This window comes from Caballeronia sp. LZ019 (assembly GCF_031450825.1).
Lineage (GTDB): Bacteria > Pseudomonadota > Gammaproteobacteria > Burkholderiales > Burkholderiaceae > Caballeronia.
This window is the reverse complement of record NZ_JARTVZ010000002.1, coordinates 934,585-953,272: the sequence shown is the minus strand read 5'-3', so window position 1 is coordinate 953,272 and position 18,688 is coordinate 934,585. Positions and strand designations below refer to the sequence as shown.

General features: G+C 67.4%; 16 protein-coding genes. 6 read left to right on the top strand and 10 right to left on the bottom strand.

Annotated features, from left to right (window positions below; all coding sequences use genetic code 11):
- Positions 1-94: 94 nt before the first annotated feature.
- Entirely contained in the window at positions 95-1,054 is a 960-nt protein-coding gene (locus P9255_RS07380) for a chemotaxis protein (protein WP_309789296.1), read from the bottom strand.
- Positions 1,055-1,403: 349 nt separating this feature from the next.
- Here P9255_RS07380 and P9255_RS07375 point away from each other — a divergent pair, with 349 nt between their 5' ends.
- The 5 genes from P9255_RS07375 (at position 1,404) to P9255_RS07355 (ending at position 5,034) form a co-directional block, all read left to right on the top strand.
- Positions 1,404-1,844 carry a CBS domain-containing protein gene (locus tag P9255_RS07375; protein WP_309766317.1) on the top strand — a complete coding sequence of 147 codons (441 nt, stop codon included), beginning with the start codon at positions 1,404-1,406 and terminating at the stop codon, positions 1,842-1,844.
- Between the two features lie 119 nt (positions 1,845-1,963).
- Positions 1,964-2,983, top strand: a complete 1,020-nt coding sequence (locus P9255_RS07370; RefSeq protein WP_309789295.1) for a diacylglycerol kinase family protein — start codon at positions 1,964-1,966, stop codon at positions 2,981-2,983.
- Positions 2,980-3,840, top strand: coding sequence for a metallophosphoesterase family protein (locus P9255_RS07365; RefSeq protein WP_309766315.1), 861 nt, complete (start codon positions 2,980-2,982; stop codon positions 3,838-3,840). Before P9255_RS07370 ends, P9255_RS07365 begins: the two co-directional genes overlap by 4 nt.
- A gap of 104 nt (positions 3,841-3,944) precedes the next feature.
- A complete protein-coding gene (locus P9255_RS07360; protein ID WP_309789294.1) occupies positions 3,945-4,334 on the top strand; it encodes an MAPEG family protein in 390 nt (129 codons plus the stop codon).
- 16 nt (positions 4,335-4,350) lie between these two features.
- On the top strand, positions 4,351-5,034 hold the full coding sequence (locus P9255_RS07355; protein ID WP_309766312.1) for an alpha/beta hydrolase: 684 nt from the start codon (positions 4,351-4,353) through the stop codon (positions 5,032-5,034).
- Here the strand turns inward: P9255_RS07355 and P9255_RS07350 are convergent.
- The 9 genes from P9255_RS07350 to cobA all read right to left on the bottom strand — a co-directional run bounded on the left by P9255_RS07350 (position 5,031) and on the right by cobA (position 16,762).
- Entirely contained in the window at positions 5,031-7,025 is a 1,995-nt protein-coding gene (locus P9255_RS07350; protein ID WP_309766311.1) for an ATP-binding protein, read from the bottom strand. The two genes, P9255_RS07355 and P9255_RS07350, sit on opposite strands and share 4 nt — an antisense overlap.
- Positions 7,026-7,241: 216 nt before the next feature.
- Positions 7,242-7,403, bottom strand: a complete 162-nt coding sequence (locus tag P9255_RS07345) for a hypothetical protein (RefSeq protein ID WP_309766309.1) — start codon at positions 7,401-7,403, stop codon at positions 7,242-7,244.
- Between the two features lie 174 nt (positions 7,404-7,577).
- Positions 7,578-10,766, bottom strand: a complete 3,189-nt coding sequence (locus tag P9255_RS07340; RefSeq protein WP_309789293.1) for an Hsp70 family protein — start codon at positions 10,764-10,766, stop codon at positions 7,578-7,580.
- Complete coding sequence (locus P9255_RS07335; protein WP_309789292.1) at positions 10,767-12,650, bottom strand: Hsp70 family protein; 1,884 nt, start codon at positions 12,648-12,650, stop codon at positions 10,767-10,769.
- A complete protein-coding gene (locus P9255_RS07330; protein WP_309766303.1) occupies positions 12,647-13,237 on the bottom strand; it encodes a DUF2760 domain-containing protein in 591 nt (196 codons plus the stop codon). The genes P9255_RS07335 and P9255_RS07330 overlap by 4 nt, the downstream gene beginning before the upstream one ends.
- Before the next feature lie 412 nt (positions 13,238-13,649).
- Complete coding sequence (locus P9255_RS07325; protein WP_309766302.1) at positions 13,650-14,135, bottom strand: adenosine-specific kinase; 486 nt, start codon at positions 14,133-14,135, stop codon at positions 13,650-13,652.
- A 59-nt stretch (positions 14,136-14,194) separates the two neighbouring features.
- The gene (locus P9255_RS07320; RefSeq protein ID WP_309766301.1) at positions 14,195-15,307 is read right to left on the bottom strand and encodes a CmpA/NrtA family ABC transporter substrate-binding protein; all 1,113 of its coding nucleotides are present in this window, start codon (positions 15,305-15,307) and stop codon (positions 14,195-14,197) included.
- Positions 15,308-15,327: 20 nt separating this feature from the next.
- Entirely contained in the window at positions 15,328-15,903 is a 576-nt protein-coding gene (locus P9255_RS07315) for an ANTAR domain-containing protein (RefSeq protein ID WP_309766299.1), read from the bottom strand.
- A 94-nt stretch (positions 15,904-15,997) separates the two neighbouring features.
- Positions 15,998-16,762, bottom strand: a complete 765-nt coding sequence (gene cobA / locus P9255_RS07310) for a uroporphyrinogen-III C-methyltransferase (protein WP_309766297.1) — start codon at positions 16,760-16,762, stop codon at positions 15,998-16,000.
- Between the two features lie 588 nt (positions 16,763-17,350).
- On the opposite strand from cobA, the gene P9255_RS07305 reads away from it, so the two are divergent.
- Positions 17,351-18,676, top strand: coding sequence for an MFS transporter (locus tag P9255_RS07305; RefSeq protein WP_309766295.1), 1,326 nt, complete (start codon positions 17,351-17,353; stop codon positions 18,674-18,676).
- The last annotated feature ends 12 nt before the right edge of the window (positions 18,677-18,688 follow it).

The following is an 18,688-nucleotide window of genomic DNA, read 5'->3' as shown; positions in this document are numbered from 1 at the left end:
CCGGATGATCCTCCGGCCTCGAGACTGAAGCGACCTTTCGGCGCCCGCTGCAGCAGACTCACGAGGTCTGTCCGCACCGGGCGCCGATGCTTTTTCAGCCCGCGTCGACGAGCGCGCCGCGCATCACGCTGGCAAGCTCGGACGCCACGAACTTCGATACATATGCGTTCGCGCCGACCTTGCGCACGTGCTGCTCGTTCGCCGACCCGGACAGCGACGAGTGGATCACGACCGGAATGTGCTGCAGGCCGGTATCGGCCTTGATGCGCCGGGTCAGCGTGAAGCCGTCCATCTCGGGCATTTCGAGATCGGTGAGCACGAGCGCGATTTCGTCGGCCACTTCGGTGCCGTGCTTGCGCGCCTTGTCGAGCGCCGCTTCGAGCACTTCCCACGCTTCCTGGCCCGTTTTCGTCATCACGTAGGGGACGCCCATCGCGGTCAGGCTCTGCTCGATCAGCGCGCGCGCGACGCCGGAATCGTCCGCCGCGAGCACGCGGGCGCCGGGCTTCAGCTGCAAGCGGCCGGTGCTCGCTTCGGTGACGTCGGCGTCCTGCCCCGGCAGCACGTCGCGCACGATGCGCTCGACATCCAGCACCTGCGCGAGCCGCGTCCCGTCGACATTGCCGTCGAGCCGCGCGAAGCTCGTCACCGTGCGCCCGCCCGAATGCGATTCCGCCGACAACACCTGATTCCACTCCAGCCGCACGATATCGTCGACTTCCTCGACCGCGAATCCCTGCGTCGTGCGCGCGAACTCGGTGACGAGCAGAATCTTCGGCCCGTTCTTCGGACGGCAGCCGGTGATGCGCGCCAGGTCGATCACGGGAATGATCTGACCGCGAATGTCCGCGACGCCCAGAATTTCCTCGCTCGATCCCGCGACGGCCGTGATCGCCGGCATCGCCAGGATTTCGCGCACCTTGAATACATTGATGCCGTAAAGCTCGCGCTGCTCCGAGTTCGGCGCCTCGCCGAGCCTGAACAGAAGCAACTCGAACATGTTGCTGCCCGCGAGCCGCACGCGCTGCTCGATATCCTGCTGTGAACTGCTCATCTTGTCCTCTCTGTCGGCCGAAGCGGGCGCTCGCGCACCGCGATCCGCCCCATGCAACCGGTTGCGGGGCCGCGCGCGTGGCGCACGGCGTTCGCGGATTGCTACTTTTTCCGCGTGATGCCTGATTAGCGGCAACGTTCGGCGAAACTGAAGTCGGGCAAAGCGCGTATGCCGCCGCCGGGCTTGACCTATACTTTTTCCCGAATGGTCGGGTTAATGCCGATGAAGGCATCGAGCGGGAAGCCTTACGCTCGACGGCAGGCGCAGCAACGTATCCCGGATACAACGAAGCGCGCGCTCATCGGTCATTGCCGGGCCGGCGAACACGCGAAGCCAACGGAGGCGCTCGATGGCAACAGTCGCAGAAGTTCTGAATTCGAAACCCGACCAGACGGTCTATACGGTCGCCGAGACATCGCCGGTCTACGACGCCATCAAGCTGATGGCCGACAAGCACATCGGCGCGGTGCTCGTCACGCAGGGCGAGGAGATCGTGGGCATCATGACCGAGCGCGACTACGCGCGCAAAGTCGTGCTGATGGACCGGTCCTCGAAAGAGACGCCGGTGCGCGACATCATGACTTCGCACGTGCGCTACGTGCGCCCCGACCAGACCACCGACGACTGCATGGCGCTCATGACCGACAAGCGCATGCGCCATCTTCCCGTGATCGACAACGGCAAGCTCGTCGGCATGATCTCCATCGGGGATCTGGTGAAGAACATCATCTCCGAGCAGCAGTTCACCATTCAGCAACTCGAGTACTACATCCGGGGCGAGCACACCTGATCCGTGCATCGAACGTTCGGGCTTGTGCTGAATTTGTAAGCCTATCGTTATAATCGGCAAGGTTCGCCGGCCGCCGCGCCGGCGCGCAAACATGCGACGAACCGCAAGGAGCGCTGCCGATGAACGTGCCCGCCGAATCCACCGACGCCGCCTCGAGCGCGCAACTCGCGCGAGGCGCAAGCGCGCTTTCGCCCGATGCGCCGTTCTTCGTCGTGATGAACGCGGGCTCGGGCCGCAAGCAGGTCGATGAAACCTGCGCCGTCCTCGAACGCGAGCTGGGCGCGGCGGGACGCCGCTTCGAATTGTCCGTCGTCGACGATCCGCGCCAACTCGCCGCGACCGCGCAGCAAGCGGCCGAGCGGGCGCGTGCGGATCACGGCGTGCTCGTCGGCGCGGGCGGCGACGGCACCCTCTGCACGGTGGCCGAAGCCGCGCTCACGGCAGGCGTGCCGTTCGCCGTGCTTCCGCGCGGCACCTTCAACTACTTCAGCCGCGATCACGGCATTCCTGCCGATCTCGAAGCATCGACGAAGCTGCTGCTCGATGCCCGGGCGTATCCGGTGCAGGTCGGCTACGTGAACGACCGCATGTTCCTCGTCAACGCGAGCCTCGGGCTGTATCCGAAGCTGCTGGAAGATCGCGAGACCTACAAGCAGCAGTTCGGGCGCAGCCGGCTCGTCGCAATGTGGTCCGCGCTGTTCACGCTGCTGCGGCGGCATCGGCATTTGCGCCTGCATATCCGGCACGAAGGACAAACGCGCGAAGTGCGGTCGTGGACGCTTTTCGTCGGCAACAATCGATTGCAGCTGGAGCAGATCGGCATGGCGGAGGCGAGCGCGGTGGAATACGGCTTGCTCGTTGCAATCGCGCCTCGCCCCGTCGGCCGGCTCGCGCATCTGATGCTCACGCTGCGCGGCGCGGCGGGGCGCCTGAGCGATTCGGACCACGTGATGAGTTTCACCTTCGACCGCATCACGGTGACGCGGCCCTCGCGCCCGAAAGACACGCGTCGCCGCATCAAGATCGCGACCGACGGTGAAATCGCGTGGCTCGACATGCCGCTCGAGTTCCGCGTGTCCGAGCGTCCGCTGTTGCTCCTGAAGCCCGAACCTGCCGTGGCGGAAGCCAATCGCTCATGACTTTGCTGCTGCAGATTTCCGATCCGCATTTCGGCACCGAGCAGCCTCGCGTCGTTGCGGCGCTGTCGCGGCTCATCGAGGAGACGCCGCCCGATCTGGTCATCGTCTCCGGCGACATCACGCAGCGCGCCCGCAAGCGCCAGTTCGCGGCGGCGCGCGCGTTCTTCGATACGCTCGGCGCGACGCCGACGCTCGTCGTGCCCGGCAATCACGATATCCCGCTCTTCAACGTGTTCGCGCGCTTGTTCCAGCCGTACGCGAATCATCAGCGCGCATTCGGCGCGGAGCTCGAGCCGTCGTTCGAATCGCCGGATGTGATCGTGCTGGGCGTCAACACGACGCGGCCGTACCGGCACAAGGACGGCGAAGTGTCGATGCAGCAGGTGAAGCGCGTCGCCGCCCGGCTGGAGTCGGCGAAGGCGCGGCAGTTGCGCATCGTCGTGACGCATCAGCCGGTCGCGGTCACGCGCGCGAAGGACGAGGCCAATCTGCTGCACGGACGCGAGCGCGCGGTGCCGCGCTGGGCGCGCGCGGGTGCGGATCTGATCGTCGGCGGGCATATTCACTTGCCGTATGTGCTGCCGCTCCACGATACCTTCGCGAACCTGCCGCGCCGGATGTGGGCGGTGCAGGCGGGCACGGCGCTGTCGTCGCGCACGCGGGGGAGCATCGGCAATTCGGTGAACGTGATCCGCTATTCCCACGATGCAAGCGATACGGGCGATGCCGGCGCGCGGCGCGTCGTCGTCGAACGATGGGATTACGCCGAATCGGATGACCGCTTCGAGCAGCGCGCGCGGCATGAACTGGCGCTCGACGGCGCGGCGCGAGCGGCGGCGGTGACGTCGGCCGGATGAAGCAGACCGAAGCAGACTGAAGCAGGACAAGGCCGCCGCGCCGGGCACGCGCGCTGCGCACATGACAGAATGAACGCCGCCAGGCCACCCGCCCCGGAGCCCCGATGACCTTCGAACTGACGATGCTCGCGTGGACGCTCGTCCTCGCCCTCGTGCAAGTGCTGTTGCCCGCGCTCGTGCGCAACCGCGAGACGGGCATCCGCTACAACACCGGCCCGCGCGATGGCCCCGCGCCGCCGCCCGGCAAGCTCGCCGGCCGCCTGATGCGCGCGCAGGCCAATCTCTTCGAGACGCTGCCCGTGTTTGCGGTCGCCGTGCTGATCGTCCATGTGACCGGGCGCGAGAACGCGCTCACGCATTACGGCGCGCTGACCTACTTCGTCGCGCGCGTCGTGTATGTGCCGCTATATGCGGCGGGCGTGCCGTTCGTCCGCTCGCTGGTGTGGCTGATTTCGATCGTGGGCATCGTGCAGATGCTCGTCCCCATCATCTGAGGCATACGGAGTCCGCATGACCGATTCACCATCGACCGTCGAAATCGAAACCGCGCCGAATCCCGAGTTCGCCGTGATCCTCATGCACGGCCTCGGCGCGGACGCCAACGACTTCGTGCCCCTCGTGCCCGAGCTGCGCCTGGCCGATGCCCCCGCCGTGCGCTTCGTCTTTCCGAATGCGCCGGAAATCGCCGTGACCGCGAACAACGGCTACGTGATGCGCGCGTGGTACGACATTCTTTCGTTCGAGGGCATCGTGAGGCGCGTCGACGAGGCGGGCATCGATGCGTCCGTGAAAACCGTGCGCGCGCTCATCGCACAGCAGAACGCGCGCGGCATCGCCACCGAGCGCATCTTTCTCGCGGGCTTCTCGCAGGGCGGCGCGATGACGTATCAGGCGGGGCTCACGCATCCCGAGCGGCTCGCCGGGCTGATCGTGCTGTCGGGTTACATGCCGTCGAAAGGCTTGATCGATGCCTCGGTCAGCGACGCGAACCGCCATGCGCCGGTCTTCGCGGCCCACGGCGCTTTCGACGACGTGCTCGACGTTCAGCTCGGCCAGGACGCCTGCGAGTTCGCGCGAGAGCTCGGCTGCGCCGTCGACTGGCACACCTATCCGATGGCGCACACGGTCTGCATGGAAGAAGTCGAAGCGCTGCGCCAATGGTTCGGCGCGCGTCTCGCGGCGGCGCGAAGCTAGCGTCCGGCGATCAGCGACACCATCTCGCGCCGCAACTCGGCCGGGCTCACCGGCTTGCTGAGCACGTCGTGTTCGCACGCGAGCGGCACGATGGTCGCCGCCGGTTCGCCCGTCACCACGAGGCAGGGACACGGGCGCCCGAGCTTCAGCGCGCCCGCCATCGCCACTTCGCGCGCGGTCTTGAAATCGCGCAACCGGTAATCGGTGATGATGAGATCGGGGAAGCGCTCGATCGTCGCGAGAATCTCCTCGAATTCCTCGAACGTCGCGGCGGAGTCGTAGAGCACGCCCCATTGCGACAGCAGCGCTTCTGTCGATGCGCGCACGAGGCCGTCGTCCTCGACGAGCAGCACGTAGCGCCCCGCCAACTGCGCCGCCTCGGCCGCCTCCGAACGCGCCGGCGCGCGGGCCGAGGGCTGGTCCGGCGACGGTCCGCACTGCGGCATCTCGAGCGAAAAGCGCGAGCCGCGCCCTTCGGCAGACTTCAGTTCGATGCGGTGCTCGTCCAGCATCGACACCACCGCATTGACGATCGACAGCCCCAGCCCCAGGCCCTTGTCGCGATCCTGCTCCGGGTTGTCGAGCTGAAAGAACGGCTGAAAGATGGCGTCGAAATAATCGGCCGGAATGCCGATTCCGTTGTCGAGCACGTCGATGCGCGCGCGCGTCGGCGATCGCACGACGCCCACGATGACGGTCGGCTTCGTCGGCTTGCCGGTATCCGCGTACTTGATGCCGTTCGACACGAGGTTCGCGACCGCGCGGCACAGCCAGTGCGAATCGCTGCGCACGCAGACGACATCGTCTTTCGGCAGCCGCAGGCGCAAATCGACGCCACGGCTCGCCGCGAACGGTCGCAACTGCTCCGCCGCTTCCTCGACGATCTGCCGCACGTCGAACACGTGATAGCGCGGCGCCACGCGCCCCGATTCCAGTCGCGACAAGTCGAGCACCGCGTTCAGCAGCCGCGCGAGGATCACCGACGAGCGCCCGCATTCGTCGATCAGCCGCTCGGCCTGCGCGAACTCGCCGTTGCGGATGGCTTCGGCGGCGGCTTGCAGGAAGAGGTTCAGCGCGTGCATCGGCTGGCGAAGATCGTGCGTCGCCGCCGCCAGAAAGTTCGACTTCTCGCGGCTCGCGGTCTGCGCGGCGATCATCTGCTGTTCGCGCAACGCAAGCAGCGCGTGCGTCTTCGTCTCCTGGTCCTTCTTCGAAACTTCGAGTTCGCGGTTCTTGCGTTCGAGCGAGCCGTTGGCCGCGCGCAGTTCGTCGTTGAGCGAGGCCAGCGCGCGCTCCGCCAGATAGCGTTCGCGCGATACCCGTTCGGCGTGAGCACACACGCCGTGGCCGACGACCACGACGTTGAACATATAGAAGAGTCCCGCGAAGAAGTCTTCCGGATTGAGCAGGCGCACGGTGATCTGCAGCAGGACGATTGCCGCCATCGTGACGACGCCGACCATCAGCGCGAGACGAGAGCGCAGGTAGAAAAAGCTGAACTGGAAGAAGAGGGCGAGGTACAGGCCGATGAAATACTGCGTGTAGTTATAGGGCGCGGGGGTAATCGCGACCATCGTCAGGATGAGGCAGAGCAGGCCGTAGATGCCGGTGAGGATGACCCGGTGCGCCGTCGCGTGCGATCGGAACGACGGCCGCAGCACCAGGAAGCCGACGCAGATCAGGAGCGCGACGCCCGCGAAACGCAGCGCGAGGATATCGGCGAGGCGCACGTTGAGCGCCTTGTTGCCGCGCACGAAGCTGAAGTCCCACCACAGGAAGCATGTCCAGATGACGAGCGCGAGCAGCGCGGATGCGCGCCTGAACGCGCAGAACCGCTGGCTGTGATCTTCGAGAAATTGCGCTTCGAGCGCGGGATCGGCGAAGGGCGCGGGGATCGACAGATTGCGCACGAGGCTCGCGCCGGCTTCACGCGCGGCGGCGGCGAGCATGCCTCGGATGCGCACGGTGGCGGCGCTTTGCGGAACGGCCATCGTCGGGTCCCGGTCGGGCGATAAGCGAGAGGATTCACTACTTTAGGCTACGGCGCACGGATCGGAACGTCTTTTTTGGGCGATGCGCGCGGCTGCCGTGCGCGAGAAGGGCACGAAAATGCCGAACGGCGAGCGCATGACAACCCGCTCGCCGTCTGGAAGGACAGCCCCGATCGATGCCCGGCGCGACAAGGGTACTGCGCGCTCAACGCATGGTCACGACTTCGGTTTGGCCTTGGTCGTGCGCTTGGTGACGCTGGTTTCCTTCGCGCCCGTGCTTTTGGTGGTGGACGCTTTGGTGGTTCCGGCCGTCTTCTTGCGGCTCGACATTTCCGTTTCGGCGGGATGGCTCGCCTGAGCCTTGCGTGGCGATGGCATGATGGACCTCCTTCAGTGAGTGTCGAAGCGACACACTGATAACCATAGGATGCGGGTAGCCGCTATTCAAGCGGTCACGGGCCGGTGCGCGCAAAAGCTTCTGACAGCGAAGCATTTCGATGCCGCCGGCCGGAGCTTCACGCCCAGCTCTCGACCGATCAGCCGATCGGCCGATCAGCCGATCAGCTTCAGCCCTGCGGGCAGCGTCTCGCCGAACACGCGGCCTTCGTCGGCGCGATCGAGCGCGACGGTCTCGCGCACCATCGCGATCCACGACTGCGCCGCGCCCATCGTCGTGAGCCGTTCGATGACGGCGGCGCGCACTTCGTCGGACACGTCGCGGGAGCGGTCGCCCGTCATGCGCGCGATCTGCACGGCCGCGAACGCCGCCGGTTCGACCTTCTTCCAGTCGAGCGCGAGTATGGCCGCAAGCCACGCCTCGGCGATGTCCGGCGGCACGACGCCGTGCGCGCTGCCGTAGAACGGCTGCCGCGCGCCGATGCGTCCGACCGCCCACCAGCTTTGCAGGTTCTCGGAAGGCTTCTTGAGGCGCGTGAGCAGCCATTCGCCGGCTTCGACCTTGCGCTCGACCGGCACGCGCTCGAGCGATGCCGCAAGCCGCACCATGTCCTCGTAACCCGCGCGAGCCGCGCCCGCCGCGCGCCGGTAGCGGCTCGCGCCGGGCGGTTGCAGAACGAAGGCCATGTCGTCGAGCAGGCGCAGTTGAGCGGCTTCGTCGAGGCCGCCCGCCGCGCGACGCCAGAGCGTCCACCATTCGGACCAGATCTGATTTTCGTTGACGTACTGGATGCCCTGATCGAAGAGCGTCCACAACTGCTCGACGCGCCACTCGTCGAGCGGGTGCCCGAAGCCGGGCCGCATGCAGTAGCCAGCGAGATTGAGCCACAGGCGCTCGTGATCGGCGGTGCGCCGGCGCTTCTTCGCGCGGTCCCACAGCGCGCCGAATAGCTCGCGCAACAGCGCGATGTCCCACGTATCGCGCGGGCCCAGCGCCTGCTCGAGTTGCGCACGCAGCCGCTTCACTTCCTTCGGGCCGACATCCTGCGCGCGCGTGCCGAAGGTGCGATCGATCAGTTCGATGGCCTTCGGCAGCGCCGGATGCGTCTGCGCCGGCGTCTGCGATGCGGCGGCATCGGCGTCGGGTTCCTCGCGGCGTAGCTGGAATTCGAGGAGCCAGCGTTTCGCGGGATCGTCGATGGCGATGCAGTGCATCTCCAGCGTGCCCACTTCCGTCAACGACGTCGTGAGGTGCACCGGCGTTTCGCGCGGTCCCGAGCCGCTCGGCCCGCCACGGGTCTCGCCGCGCGCATCGACGACAGTGGCGATCGGCGGCAGGCGCACGAAGTCGCCCGCCGATGCGCTGACGTCCGCGATGTCGCCCGCCTTGTATGCGGTATCCGCCACCGACGAAACGAGGTGAAAGCGCACCGGCGCGCCGAGCCGGAGCGCGAAGGTGCGGTCCGCGAGATGGATCGGCTGGCCTTCCTCGGTGCCGCGCGGCAGCACGCAGACGCCGCGCGTGGCGTCGCCTTCCTCGTCGAGCAGCAGAAAATAGCTGCGCGCCGATCCCCCGCCGATCTTCGGCGCGTTCCCCGCGCGCGCGAGCGCATAGGCAACCGCGCCACGCGCGACGGCCACGTCGGGATGGTCGTTGGCGAGCACGTGGACGGGCGCGCCGCGCCACTTGCCGAGCGTATCGGCGATGCGGCGGGCGAGCGGGGCAGCGCGAAAGACGCCGCCGTTGAGAAGCAGCGTGTCGGGGACGGGGAGGTAGGCGGCGGGTTGAGCGGTGTCGCGAGCGCCGGTGGCTTTGCTTGCATTTCCCGCGACTTCCGCGTTCGCCGCCTTCTCGGGATTTTTCCCGTTCCCTGGGACGTTCGCGTTTGTCGCATGCGTCACGTTCGTCGCAATGGCCGCGTTGCCCGCGGTCCGGGTATGCGTCGTATTCGCAGCGTTCCCCGCAACGTTCAGGTTCGTCGCGTTGCCGGCGTTTGTCGCATTCCTCGCGGTCCCCGCAACGTTCGGGTTCGCTGCGTTCCCCGCAACGTTCGCATTCCCCGCATTCGCCGCATTCGCAGCAGCATCCCCATCCCTGTCCTGCGATGCTTGCGGTTCGCTCGTTCGCGCCGCTTCCGCGCGCGCATCGCCGCTCAGTGCTTCGCGCGCCTGCGTCGCGTGCTGCGCGAGAAACGCGGCGACGTGGCGCGTGATGGCGGGATCGCTCGCATAAGGCAGCCCGAATTCGACGATACCGCCGCGCGCCCGCCCCGGCCGCTCGCCGCCCGACACGAGCGGGAAAAAGCCCTCGACGATGATCCGCTCGATCTCCTCGCGCGTCACTTCCGCCGAACGCGCGCCGCCGATCAGCTTCGATCCCGCGCCAAGCAGCGTGATCGACACGGACGCCGGCGCGTGTTCCCCCAGCAATTGCTCTTTGGCCGCGCGACAGCGTTCGACCAGTTGCGACAGTCGCCCCGCCGACAGTCGCCCGTCATCGCCCGCAAGCCGCTTCTCGACGAGATGCGCGAGCGCGAGGTCCATGTTGTCGCCGCCCAGCATCAGATGGTTGCCGACCCCGATGCGCGTGAGAACCGGCTCGCCGCCCGCTATGTTGTTGGGTTCGACCTGGATGAGCGTGAGGTCCGTCGTGCCGCCGCCGACATCGCAGATCAGCACGAGCCGCGTCGCCGCCAGTTCTTCGCCCAGCGTCTCGCGATGGTGAAACAGCCAGTCATAGAACGCGGCCTGCGGCTCTTCCAGCAGGCGCAGCGTCTCGAGCCCCGCCATCTTCGCCGCTTCGAGCGTGAGGGCGCGCGCGCCTTCATCGAAAGAGGCGGGCACCGTCAGCACGACGTCCTGCGCGTCGAGCGGCGCTTCGGGAAAGCGCTCGTTCCATGCCGCGTGCACGTGCGCGAGATAGCTCGCGCTCGCGATCACCGGCGAGATTTTTTCGATGTCGTCGCCCGCGCCCCACGGAAGAATGGGCGCGAGACGATCGACCGCCGCGTGCGACAGCCAGCTCTTGGCGCTCGACACGAGCCGCCCCGGCACCTGCGCGCCGAGCGTCCGCGCGAATCTGCCGATGACGGCGGGCGCTTCCATCTCGCCCCACGGCAATTGCAGGTCTTCGGACCTAAGTTCGCCGGGCGCGAAGTGATAACGCAGCGACGGCAGCAGCGGTTGCGCCGCGACCTCGCCGGCAGCGACGAGCTGATCGATCTCGAAGATGCGGATATCGCCCGAGCCGGCCCGCGCATAAGCGACAACCGTATTGCTCGTGCCGAGATCGATGCCGACGCGATACCGCGCCTGCGCCGGCTTCTGCTTGCGCGCGGCGGACACTTACAGGCCCATGCCCTGATCCGTGCCGACGCCGCCGCGCACGTCGAACTCGACTTTCCACCGTTCGGGCGAATTGCGCGGCAGGGCTTCAAGTTCGAGCGTGCCGGCTTCGGTCACGCGGGCATGCAGCCTGACCGGCACGACTTCACCGGGCGTGCGGCCTTCAGTGGGCAGCGACGCTTCGATTTCTTCGAGCTCCTGCAGTTCGTCCGGTTGCCAGTAATCGAGCAGCGTGCCGACGGTGTCCTGCCGCCGCACCGACGATCCGAAGAAGCGAAAGCGCACCGGCTCGCCGACGACCAGCCCGAATTCCTGCGCGGGCAGCGCGGCTTCGGTGCCTTCTTCCATGCCGAACGGCGCGACGCACAGCGCCTGCACGGGCGGTTCGAGACCGGGAACCGCCGGCATCGCCGATTCGACCGCGACGTAATACGCCCGCGCGGTGCCGCCGCGAATACGCACGCCCTTGCCGCGCCGCACATAGCCGTAGTACGCGGCGCCGCGTGCGACCGCGAGATCGAGGTCCGCGCCTTCGAGCAGACGCGCGGCCGGCGCGTTCTCGGCAGCGAGCCACGCGTTGAGCGTCAACATCACGCGCTCGACCAGCAGAGGCGACTTGAACACGCCTCCGTTGAACAGCACGGCGGTCGGGTGCAGCAGCGTCGCGCCGGCCGGAGCCTGATGCTGCAGGCCTTCGACTTCGGCCAGCGCGTTCACCTGACGGCCGAGGAACGCAGCGAGATGACGCGTGACGGCGGCGTCCTGCGCGTAGGGCAGGCCGAGCTGCGTCAGGCCGACGCGCGCGCGGCTGACCGGACGCGCGGCGGCATCGACCTGAGGGAAGAAGCCTTCGAGCAGAATCTGCGTGAGTTCGGCGCGCGTGAGCTCGGTGCGCAGCGATCCGCCGATCAGCTTCGAGCCGCGGCTCGGCACGACGAGCGGCACGGAGTCGGCGTTCGGATCGGAGAGCAGCGTTTCCTTCGCCGAACGGCACGCGTAGGTGAGCGCGCGAAGTTGCCACGGATCGGGCTGCGTGCCTTGCGCCGCGAGCTTGCGCGCGACGACATGCGCGAGCGCGAGGTCCATGTTGTCGCCGCCGAGCAGGATGTGCTCGCCGACCGCCACGCGATGCAGTTCGAGATTGCCCTCGCGCTCGACCACTGCGATGAGCGACAGGTCGGTGGTGCCGCCGCCGACGTCGACGACGAGGATCACGTCGCCCACTCTGACCTGCTTGCGCCAGCCGCCGGCGGACTTCTGGATCCAGCTATACAGCGCGGCTTGCGGCTCCTCGAGCAGCGTCATGCGGCCGTAGCCGGCGGTCGCGACCGCTTCGGCGGTGAGCTCGCGGGCGGCGGGATCGAACGAGGCGGGGATCGTCACCGTGACGTCCTGCTGATCGAACGGCGCATCCGGATGCGCGTGATTCCACGCTTCGCGCAGGTGCGTCAGGTAGCGCACCGAAGTTTCGAGCGGCGACACGCGCTCGACTTCCTCGGGCGCATCGGCGGGGAGAATCGCCGCGCGACGATCCACGCCGGGGTGACAGAGCCAGCTTTTCGCGCTCGAAACGAGGCGGATGGGCGTGCCCGCGCCACGGCTGCGCGCCAGTTCACCGACGATATACGGCCGCTCCTGCGTCCACGGCAGCGTGAGGTCGCCGGGCGCAAGCTCGTTTGCGTGCGGAAGATAGAGAAACGACGGCAGCAGCTCGCGGTCTTCGGCGGCCCCGGGCGCGGTCAGCTGCGCGATCGACAGCACGCCTTGCGCGGTTTTTTCGCCGTCGCTCGCGGACATGTCGACATACGACAGCGCGCAATGCGTCGTGCCGAGATCGACGCCGATCGAAAAGCGCGCCGGGCCTTGCTCGTTGTATTCGCTCATAGCTCCACCTCGGCGGGCGCGACGATGCTCGCGTCGTGCGACTGCGCGAGCTTCGGCAGCCGCGTTTCCTCGACCTTCCAGCCGCGATGGCTGATGCTCCCGTTGAACGGCGGCTTGCCGACGACGTTGCCGGTGAGACGCACGGCGCTTGCGTCGAAGCCGTCGGGCAGGGTGATGCGGCTGCCTTCGGCTTCGCTGCGCACCGGCCTGATCGTGAAATGCTCGCGCAGCACCGCGCGGCAGCCATCGTGGACGAGGCGCGCAGCCGCGCCGATGTCCGCGTCGCCGTAATTGGCGATGTCCTCTTCGACGAAATCGATGAAGCGCGCGTCGCGTTGCAGAAGCCCCAGCAACTGGAGCGCCGCCACCGGGCTCGCTTCCGTCAGCGGCGACGGCGCGGGCGTGGCGACCGGAGCCGCCGCGGGCGTCGGGGCGTGCGTTTCCGGCGCTTCGGGCGCTTCGGGCGCATGTTGCGCTTCCCGCAGGCGCTGGACGCGCCCTGCGAAATTGCTGTTGCCGAGGATGCCGAAGAAGGCGCCGAAGGCAATGGACAGCCGGCCGAAGAAGGACGGATTCATGTCGGTCATGTGTGAAGCTCCTGTGTTCTTGTCGACCGTTCCGAAGGACGACCTTATCCTCGGGACGGCGCCGGTGGGCGTGTTCGGTGGCGCATCGGCCGCAGCGGGCTGCGTTCGACGATCGCCGTGGATGCCGATTCGGATGCGCTCTCGCCTCGCGAAATGGCCGTGGCGGGCGCACCGCATCCCGATATTGTCCATGATGCCGGTGCATCGCGAGGGAAAAGCGCTGGCGCGGCGCATCCGGCCGGCGGCCGGGCGCCCGCTGGCCGATGCTGCCCGGCCTTCGGGCGGGGCATCATTCTCGCGATTCGCGCGGGCAAGTCAAGGCGCGGCGAGGCGTTGCGTGAGCGGGCGCAACGGCCGCCCGCTCGGGTGCCCGCTCAGGCGCCCGCTCGCGCCGGGCCGCCACATCGCCTCATCAAGCCTTATACCCGATCTGCCGCAGCAGGTCCTTCCGCCACCGCACGTCCTCTTCGCTTTCGATGCCGAGCGGCGGCATTCCATCGACCACGCCGATGATCCCGCGCCCCTCATCCGTCTCCGCGACGAGCACCTGCGTCGGATTCGCCGTCGCGCAGAACACGCGGCAGACCTCGGGCACCGTCTTCACCGCGTTGAGCACGTTGACGGGAAAGAAGCCATCGCCCAACACGATGATGAAGCTGTGTCCCGCACCGATATTCAGCGCGTTGCGCGTGGCCAGTTCGACGAGCCCCTCGTCCGTCCCCGATGCGCGCACGAGCCGCTTGCCCGACGCCTCGCAGAACGCGAGGCCGAAGCGGATGCCCGGCACCGCGCCGACGAGCGTCTCGTGCAGGTCCTCGACGGTCTTGATGAAATGCGACTGGCCGAGAATGAAGTTGGCGTTCTCCGGCTTGTCGATGCCGATGGCGAGCAATTGCATGGCGCACCTCCGTTGCGAGAATCCCTGCATGGCAACGCTAATGGTAGGCGGTCGGCGCGCTATGCGTGCATGTCGAACCCGGAGAGATACGCCTTCGCCGCGCTTCCGTCCCAGACGCGGCCATCGCAGAACGTCGACTTTCGAGTCGCGGCGGGAAGCGCAACGCCTGCCTCCTGCGCCGCCTGTGCATAGAGCGCGGTCTGGTTGACGGCTGCGGCCACGGCGGTGTCGTCGCCATCGCCTGCGAGCATGCCCCATCGCCGATACTGAGTGATGAACCAGAGCCCGTCCGATGCGCGCGGATAGTTCACCGCGCCGCCGTCGAAAAAACGCAGCGGCGCAACGCCTTCGATGGCGCCGAGCCGGGATGCGATCAGCTCGCGCGGGACGCCGAGCAGGTCGGACGCCGCGAGCGCATCCGCGATTTCCGGCCGATGCTCGCGCGCATCGAGCCATTCGCACGCGTCCAGCATGGTGCGGACCAGCGCGCGCGCCGTGTTGGGATAAAGCGCGACGAAATCCCGCCGGCACGCAAGCACTTTCTCCGGGTGATCGGGCCAGATTTCGCCCGTGTACACGACCGTGCGCCCCGCGCCGCGCGCCTCGGCCACCGCATGCCACGGGTCGCCGGCGCAGAAGCCGTCGAGCGTGCCTTCGACGAGCGCATCCGCCATGCGCGGCGGCGGTATCACGACGCTCCGAACGTCGACGAGCGGATGCACGCGTTGCGTTGCGAGCCAGTAGTAGAGCCACATCGCGTGCGTGCCGGTCGGGAAGGTTTGCGCGAGCACCGGCGTGCGTCCCAGCGACGCGAGCGCGTCCTTCACGCTCGCGCCGCGCTGAATGGCGTCGGCGAGCGGATTCGACAGCGTGATCGCCTGGCCGTTGCGGTTGAGCACCATCAGAACGGCCATGTCCGCCTGCGGCCCGCCGATGCCGAGTTGCACGCCGTAGACGAGCCCGTAAAGCGCATGGGCGGCGTCGAGTTCGCCGGACAGCAACTTGTCGCGCACCGCCGCCCACGACGGCTGCCGGCACAGCTCGATGCGGATGCCGTGCCGCCGCCCCATGTCGCGCAATGCGGCGGCCGCGAGCGGCGCGGCGTCGCTCAGGGCGACGAAGCCGAGCCGCAGATGCGATCGCTCGGGCGTGAGGTTGTCGGAAGCGTTCATTCGATGATGTCGGTATATGGCTACCGCAGAAGGTCGGCAAGCGAGAGAAGCCGGCGCGCGATCTCGGCGACCTTGACGCCCTGATCCATCGCGCGTTTTCGAAGCGTCGCGTAGGCGTCGTTCTCCGACAGGCCGCGCCGCTCCATCAGAAGCCGCTTCGCCCGGTCGATGACCTTGCGTTCCGCGAGTTCGTTCTCGACCTGCTCAAGACGCTGGCGCAATTGCGCTTCATGCGCGAAGCGGGCGAGCGCGACCTCGATGATCGGCGCGAGCCGCTCGGGCGCGAGACCTTCGACGGAATACGCGGTTACGCCCGCTCCGACTGCGGCGCGGATGAATTGCTGATCCGCGTCGTTGCTGAACATCAGCACCGGGCGCGGCGCGGCCTTGTTCATCACCGCGAGCTGTTCGAGCGTGTCGCGGGAAGGCGAGTCGGTATCGATGATGACGACGTCCGGCTTCTGACTCTCCACCGCCGCATGCAACTGAGCGGGGGCGGCGGCTTCCGCGAGCATCTCATAGCCGAGACGTGCGAGTTGATCGCGCAGATCGCCGATGGGTTTGTCGGTGTCGGTGACGAGAAGGACGCGAAGCATGTGAGGCGTTTGACGGTGTATCGGTTCGTTGGACTTTAGCGCGATGCACCTTCGCCGCCTATCTGGCCCAATGGCATAGGCCGAATCGCATGGATCACGCCGCGTGCGCGATGCCGTGCCCGATGCGCTCGCGGTGAGCCGCGAATTCGACGGCCTCGCCGATCGCTCCGCCCACGAAGATCACAGCGGGACTGCCGAGGCCGGCGGCGGCTGCATCGTCGGCGAGACGGCCGAGCGTCGTCACGAGCCGCCTTTCCTGCGACGATCCCGCGTGCTGCACGACCGCTGCGGGCGTCGTCGCGGGCAGCCCGTCGAGCAGGGACCGCGCGATGCCCGTGATGCGGCTCATGCCCATGTAGATGGCGAGCGTCATGCCGGTCGCCGCGAGCGCGCGCCAGTCCGGTTCGCCGTGGTCCTGCATGTGAGCGGTGACGAAGGTCACGCCCTGGCAATGGTCGCGATGCGTGAGCGAGATGCCCAGGCCCGCCGCCGCTGCAAATCCCGCCGAAACGCCGTTCACGATCTCTACCGCGATCCCCGCGCCGCGCAACGCCGCGATCTCTTCGCCCGCGCGCCCGAACAGCAGGGCGTCGCCGCCTTTGGCACGCACGACGTGCAGCCCCTTGCGCGCATAACGAAGCATGAGGCGCTGAATGAACGCTTGCGGCGTGGACTTGCAGCCGCCGCGCTTGCCCACGCGAATCACACGGGCTTGCGGTGCGAGCGTCACGATGTCCGCATTGGCGAGATCGTCGACGAGCAGGATATCGGCATCGGCGAGCGTTCTTGCCGCGCGGATCGTCAGCAGGTCGAGATCGCCGGGGCCTGCGCTGAGGAGAGTGACTTTTCCGGAGGTCATCGTCGTGTCCTGTTTGCTTGTATCGGGGGCACGTATCGACGCGGCGAACGCACGAGGCGTCCGCTCGTGTCGGGCACGAGGGACGCCATTGTCCTGGATTCCATGTCCTTGCGTTGCATTTGCCTTGCCGCCAGCGCCGTTGCAGGTGGCAATTCATCAATGCAATAAGCGGGCCATTCGGACGCGGTATGGCTTTGCCGCATCGCGAGCCGCGCGTGAAGCATACGTTGCGTGCAGTTCGAGGAGGCTAACCGAATCGTACAAATTCAGGCGACGCGATGGCGCGCCGCACGTCCGCAGTGCTGCGCCGCACCACGCTTGTGCCGGCCCGCATCACAACGCTGCGTGAAGGCGATGCCCGCGCTCAGTGCGCGCATCCCGCAAAGCCACGCTGCTCAAGCCTCTCCGGGCGATTCGACTCGCATGGCATACCCCTTGCCTTTAGTCCTGCCATCGGATCAACGGCGATCCGTCCTGAACACAGCGCCCCGGCTTCATCGAGCCAGACGGGCATCGGACAACGGCGTCCCCCGCATCTGGCTCGAACGGCCCGGTGCGCGGGACGCCTTTCTTTTTGTGACCAAGAGAATGGATAAAGCCACCCGGATCGATCTCTTCAGCATGCGCAGTGCGCCGATGCGCGCCTTCCATCTCACGTGGATGGCGTTCTTCGTGTGCTTCTTCGCCTGGTTTGCGTGCGCGCCGTTGATGCCGCTCATCAAGCGCGAATATGGCCTCTCCGCCGATCAGATCGCGAACATCAACATCGCCGCAGTGGCCGTGACCATTCTCGTGCGTCTCGTCGTCGGCCCGATGTGCGACCGCTTCGGCCCGCGCAAGGTCTATAGCGCGTTACTGCTCGCCGGCGCATTTCCGGTGATCGGCGCGGCGTTGTCCACCGGATACGAGAGCTTCCTGTGGTGCCGCCTCGCGATCGGCGCGATCGGCGCGAGCTTCGTCATCACGCAGTACCACACGTCGGTGATGTTCGCGCCCAACGTCGTCGGCACCGCGAACGCGACGACCGCCGGCTGGGGCAACGCGGGCGCGGGCGCGGCGCAGGCCATCGTGCCGCTGCTGGTCGCGGCGGCCATCGTGCTCGGGGCGGGCGAAGCATCGGCATGGCGCATCGCGCTGATCGTGCCGGGTATCGCGATGCCGGTCATGGCGTTGCTCTACTGGCGCTATACGCAGGATTGTCCGCAAGGCGATTTCGCGGAACTGCGCCGCGCGGGCATCGCCATCGACGGCGGCAAGAAAGGCGGCTGGGACAGCTTCGTGACCGCGTGCGCGAACTATCGCGTGTGGATGCTTTTCGTGACCTATGGCGCATGCTTCGGCGTCGAAGTCTTCATTCACAACATCGCGGCTGTCTATTACGTCGATCACTTCGGTCTCACGCTCGCGCAGGCAGGCATGGCGGCGGGCAGCTTCGGCCTGCTCGCACTCTTTGCCCGCGCGCTCGGCGGCTGGCTTTCCGACAAGGCCGCCGCGAAGCGCGGCCTCGATATCCGCGCGACGCTGCTCTTCGCGCTCATCGCGGGCGAAGGCATCGGCCTCTATGCGTTCGCACATGCAGGCAGCGCGACGCTCGCCGTCATCGCGATGCTCGCCTTCGGTCTTTTCACGCACATGGCCTGCGGTGCGACGTATGCGCTCGTGCCGTTCATCGACCGCAAGGCGCTCGGCGGCGTGGCCGGCGTGATCGGCGCGGGCGGCAACGTCGGTGCGGTCGCGGCGGGCTTCCTGATGAAAGGCGTCGGCGATGTGCAGCAGACGCTCTCGCTGCTCGGCGTGCTCGTCGCCGGCTCTGCGTTGTGCGCGCTTGCCGTGCGCTTCTCTCCGGAACATAAAGCGCGCGAAGCCGCGCTGCGCGAAAGCGCACTCGCAGTCAACAACAGCGTCGCCCACTGAGGAAGGTCCAGT

Excerpts from the sequence above, each read along its gene's own strand:
- P9255_RS07380 (WP_309789296.1), bottom strand. The coding sequence starts at position 1,054 with ATGAGCAGTTCACAGCAGGATATCGAGCAGCGCGTGCGGCTCGCGGGC.
- P9255_RS07375 (WP_309766317.1), top strand. The coding sequence starts at position 1,404 with ATGGCAACAGTCGCAGAAGTTCTGAATTCGAAACCCGACCAGACGGTC.
- P9255_RS07370 (WP_309789295.1), top strand. The coding sequence starts at position 1,964 with ATGAACGTGCCCGCCGAATCCACCGACGCCGCCTCGAGCGCGCAACTC.
- P9255_RS07365 (WP_309766315.1), top strand. The coding sequence starts at position 2,980 with ATGACTTTGCTGCTGCAGATTTCCGATCCGCATTTCGGCACCGAGCAG.
- P9255_RS07360 (WP_309789294.1), top strand. The coding sequence starts at position 3,945 with ATGACCTTCGAACTGACGATGCTCGCGTGGACGCTCGTCCTCGCCCTC.
- P9255_RS07355 (WP_309766312.1), top strand. The coding sequence starts at position 4,351 with ATGACCGATTCACCATCGACCGTCGAAATCGAAACCGCGCCGAATCCC.
- P9255_RS07350 (WP_309766311.1), bottom strand. The coding sequence starts at position 7,025 with ATGGCCGTTCCGCAAAGCGCCGCCACCGTGCGCATCCGAGGCATGCTC.
- P9255_RS07345 (WP_309766309.1), bottom strand. The coding sequence starts at position 7,403 with ATGCCATCGCCACGCAAGGCTCAGGCGAGCCATCCCGCCGAAACGGAA.
- P9255_RS07335 (WP_309789292.1), bottom strand. The coding sequence starts at position 12,650 with ATGAGCGAATACAACGAGCAAGGCCCGGCGCGCTTTTCGATCGGCGTC.
- P9255_RS07330 (WP_309766303.1), bottom strand. The coding sequence starts at position 13,237 with ATGACCGACATGAATCCGTCCTTCTTCGGCCGGCTGTCCATTGCCTTC.
- P9255_RS07325 (WP_309766302.1), bottom strand. The coding sequence starts at position 14,135 with ATGCAATTGCTCGCCATCGGCATCGACAAGCCGGAGAACGCCAACTTC.
- P9255_RS07320 (WP_309766301.1), bottom strand. The coding sequence starts at position 15,307 with ATGAACGCTTCCGACAACCTCACGCCCGAGCGATCGCATCTGCGGCTC.
- P9255_RS07315 (WP_309766299.1), bottom strand. The coding sequence starts at position 15,903 with ATGCTTCGCGTCCTTCTCGTCACCGACACCGACAAACCCATCGGCGAT.
- cobA (WP_309766297.1), bottom strand. The coding sequence starts at position 16,762 with ATGACCTCCGGAAAAGTCACTCTCCTCAGCGCAGGCCCCGGCGATCTC.
- P9255_RS07305 (WP_309766295.1), top strand. The coding sequence starts at position 17,351 with ATGGATAAAGCCACCCGGATCGATCTCTTCAGCATGCGCAGTGCGCCG.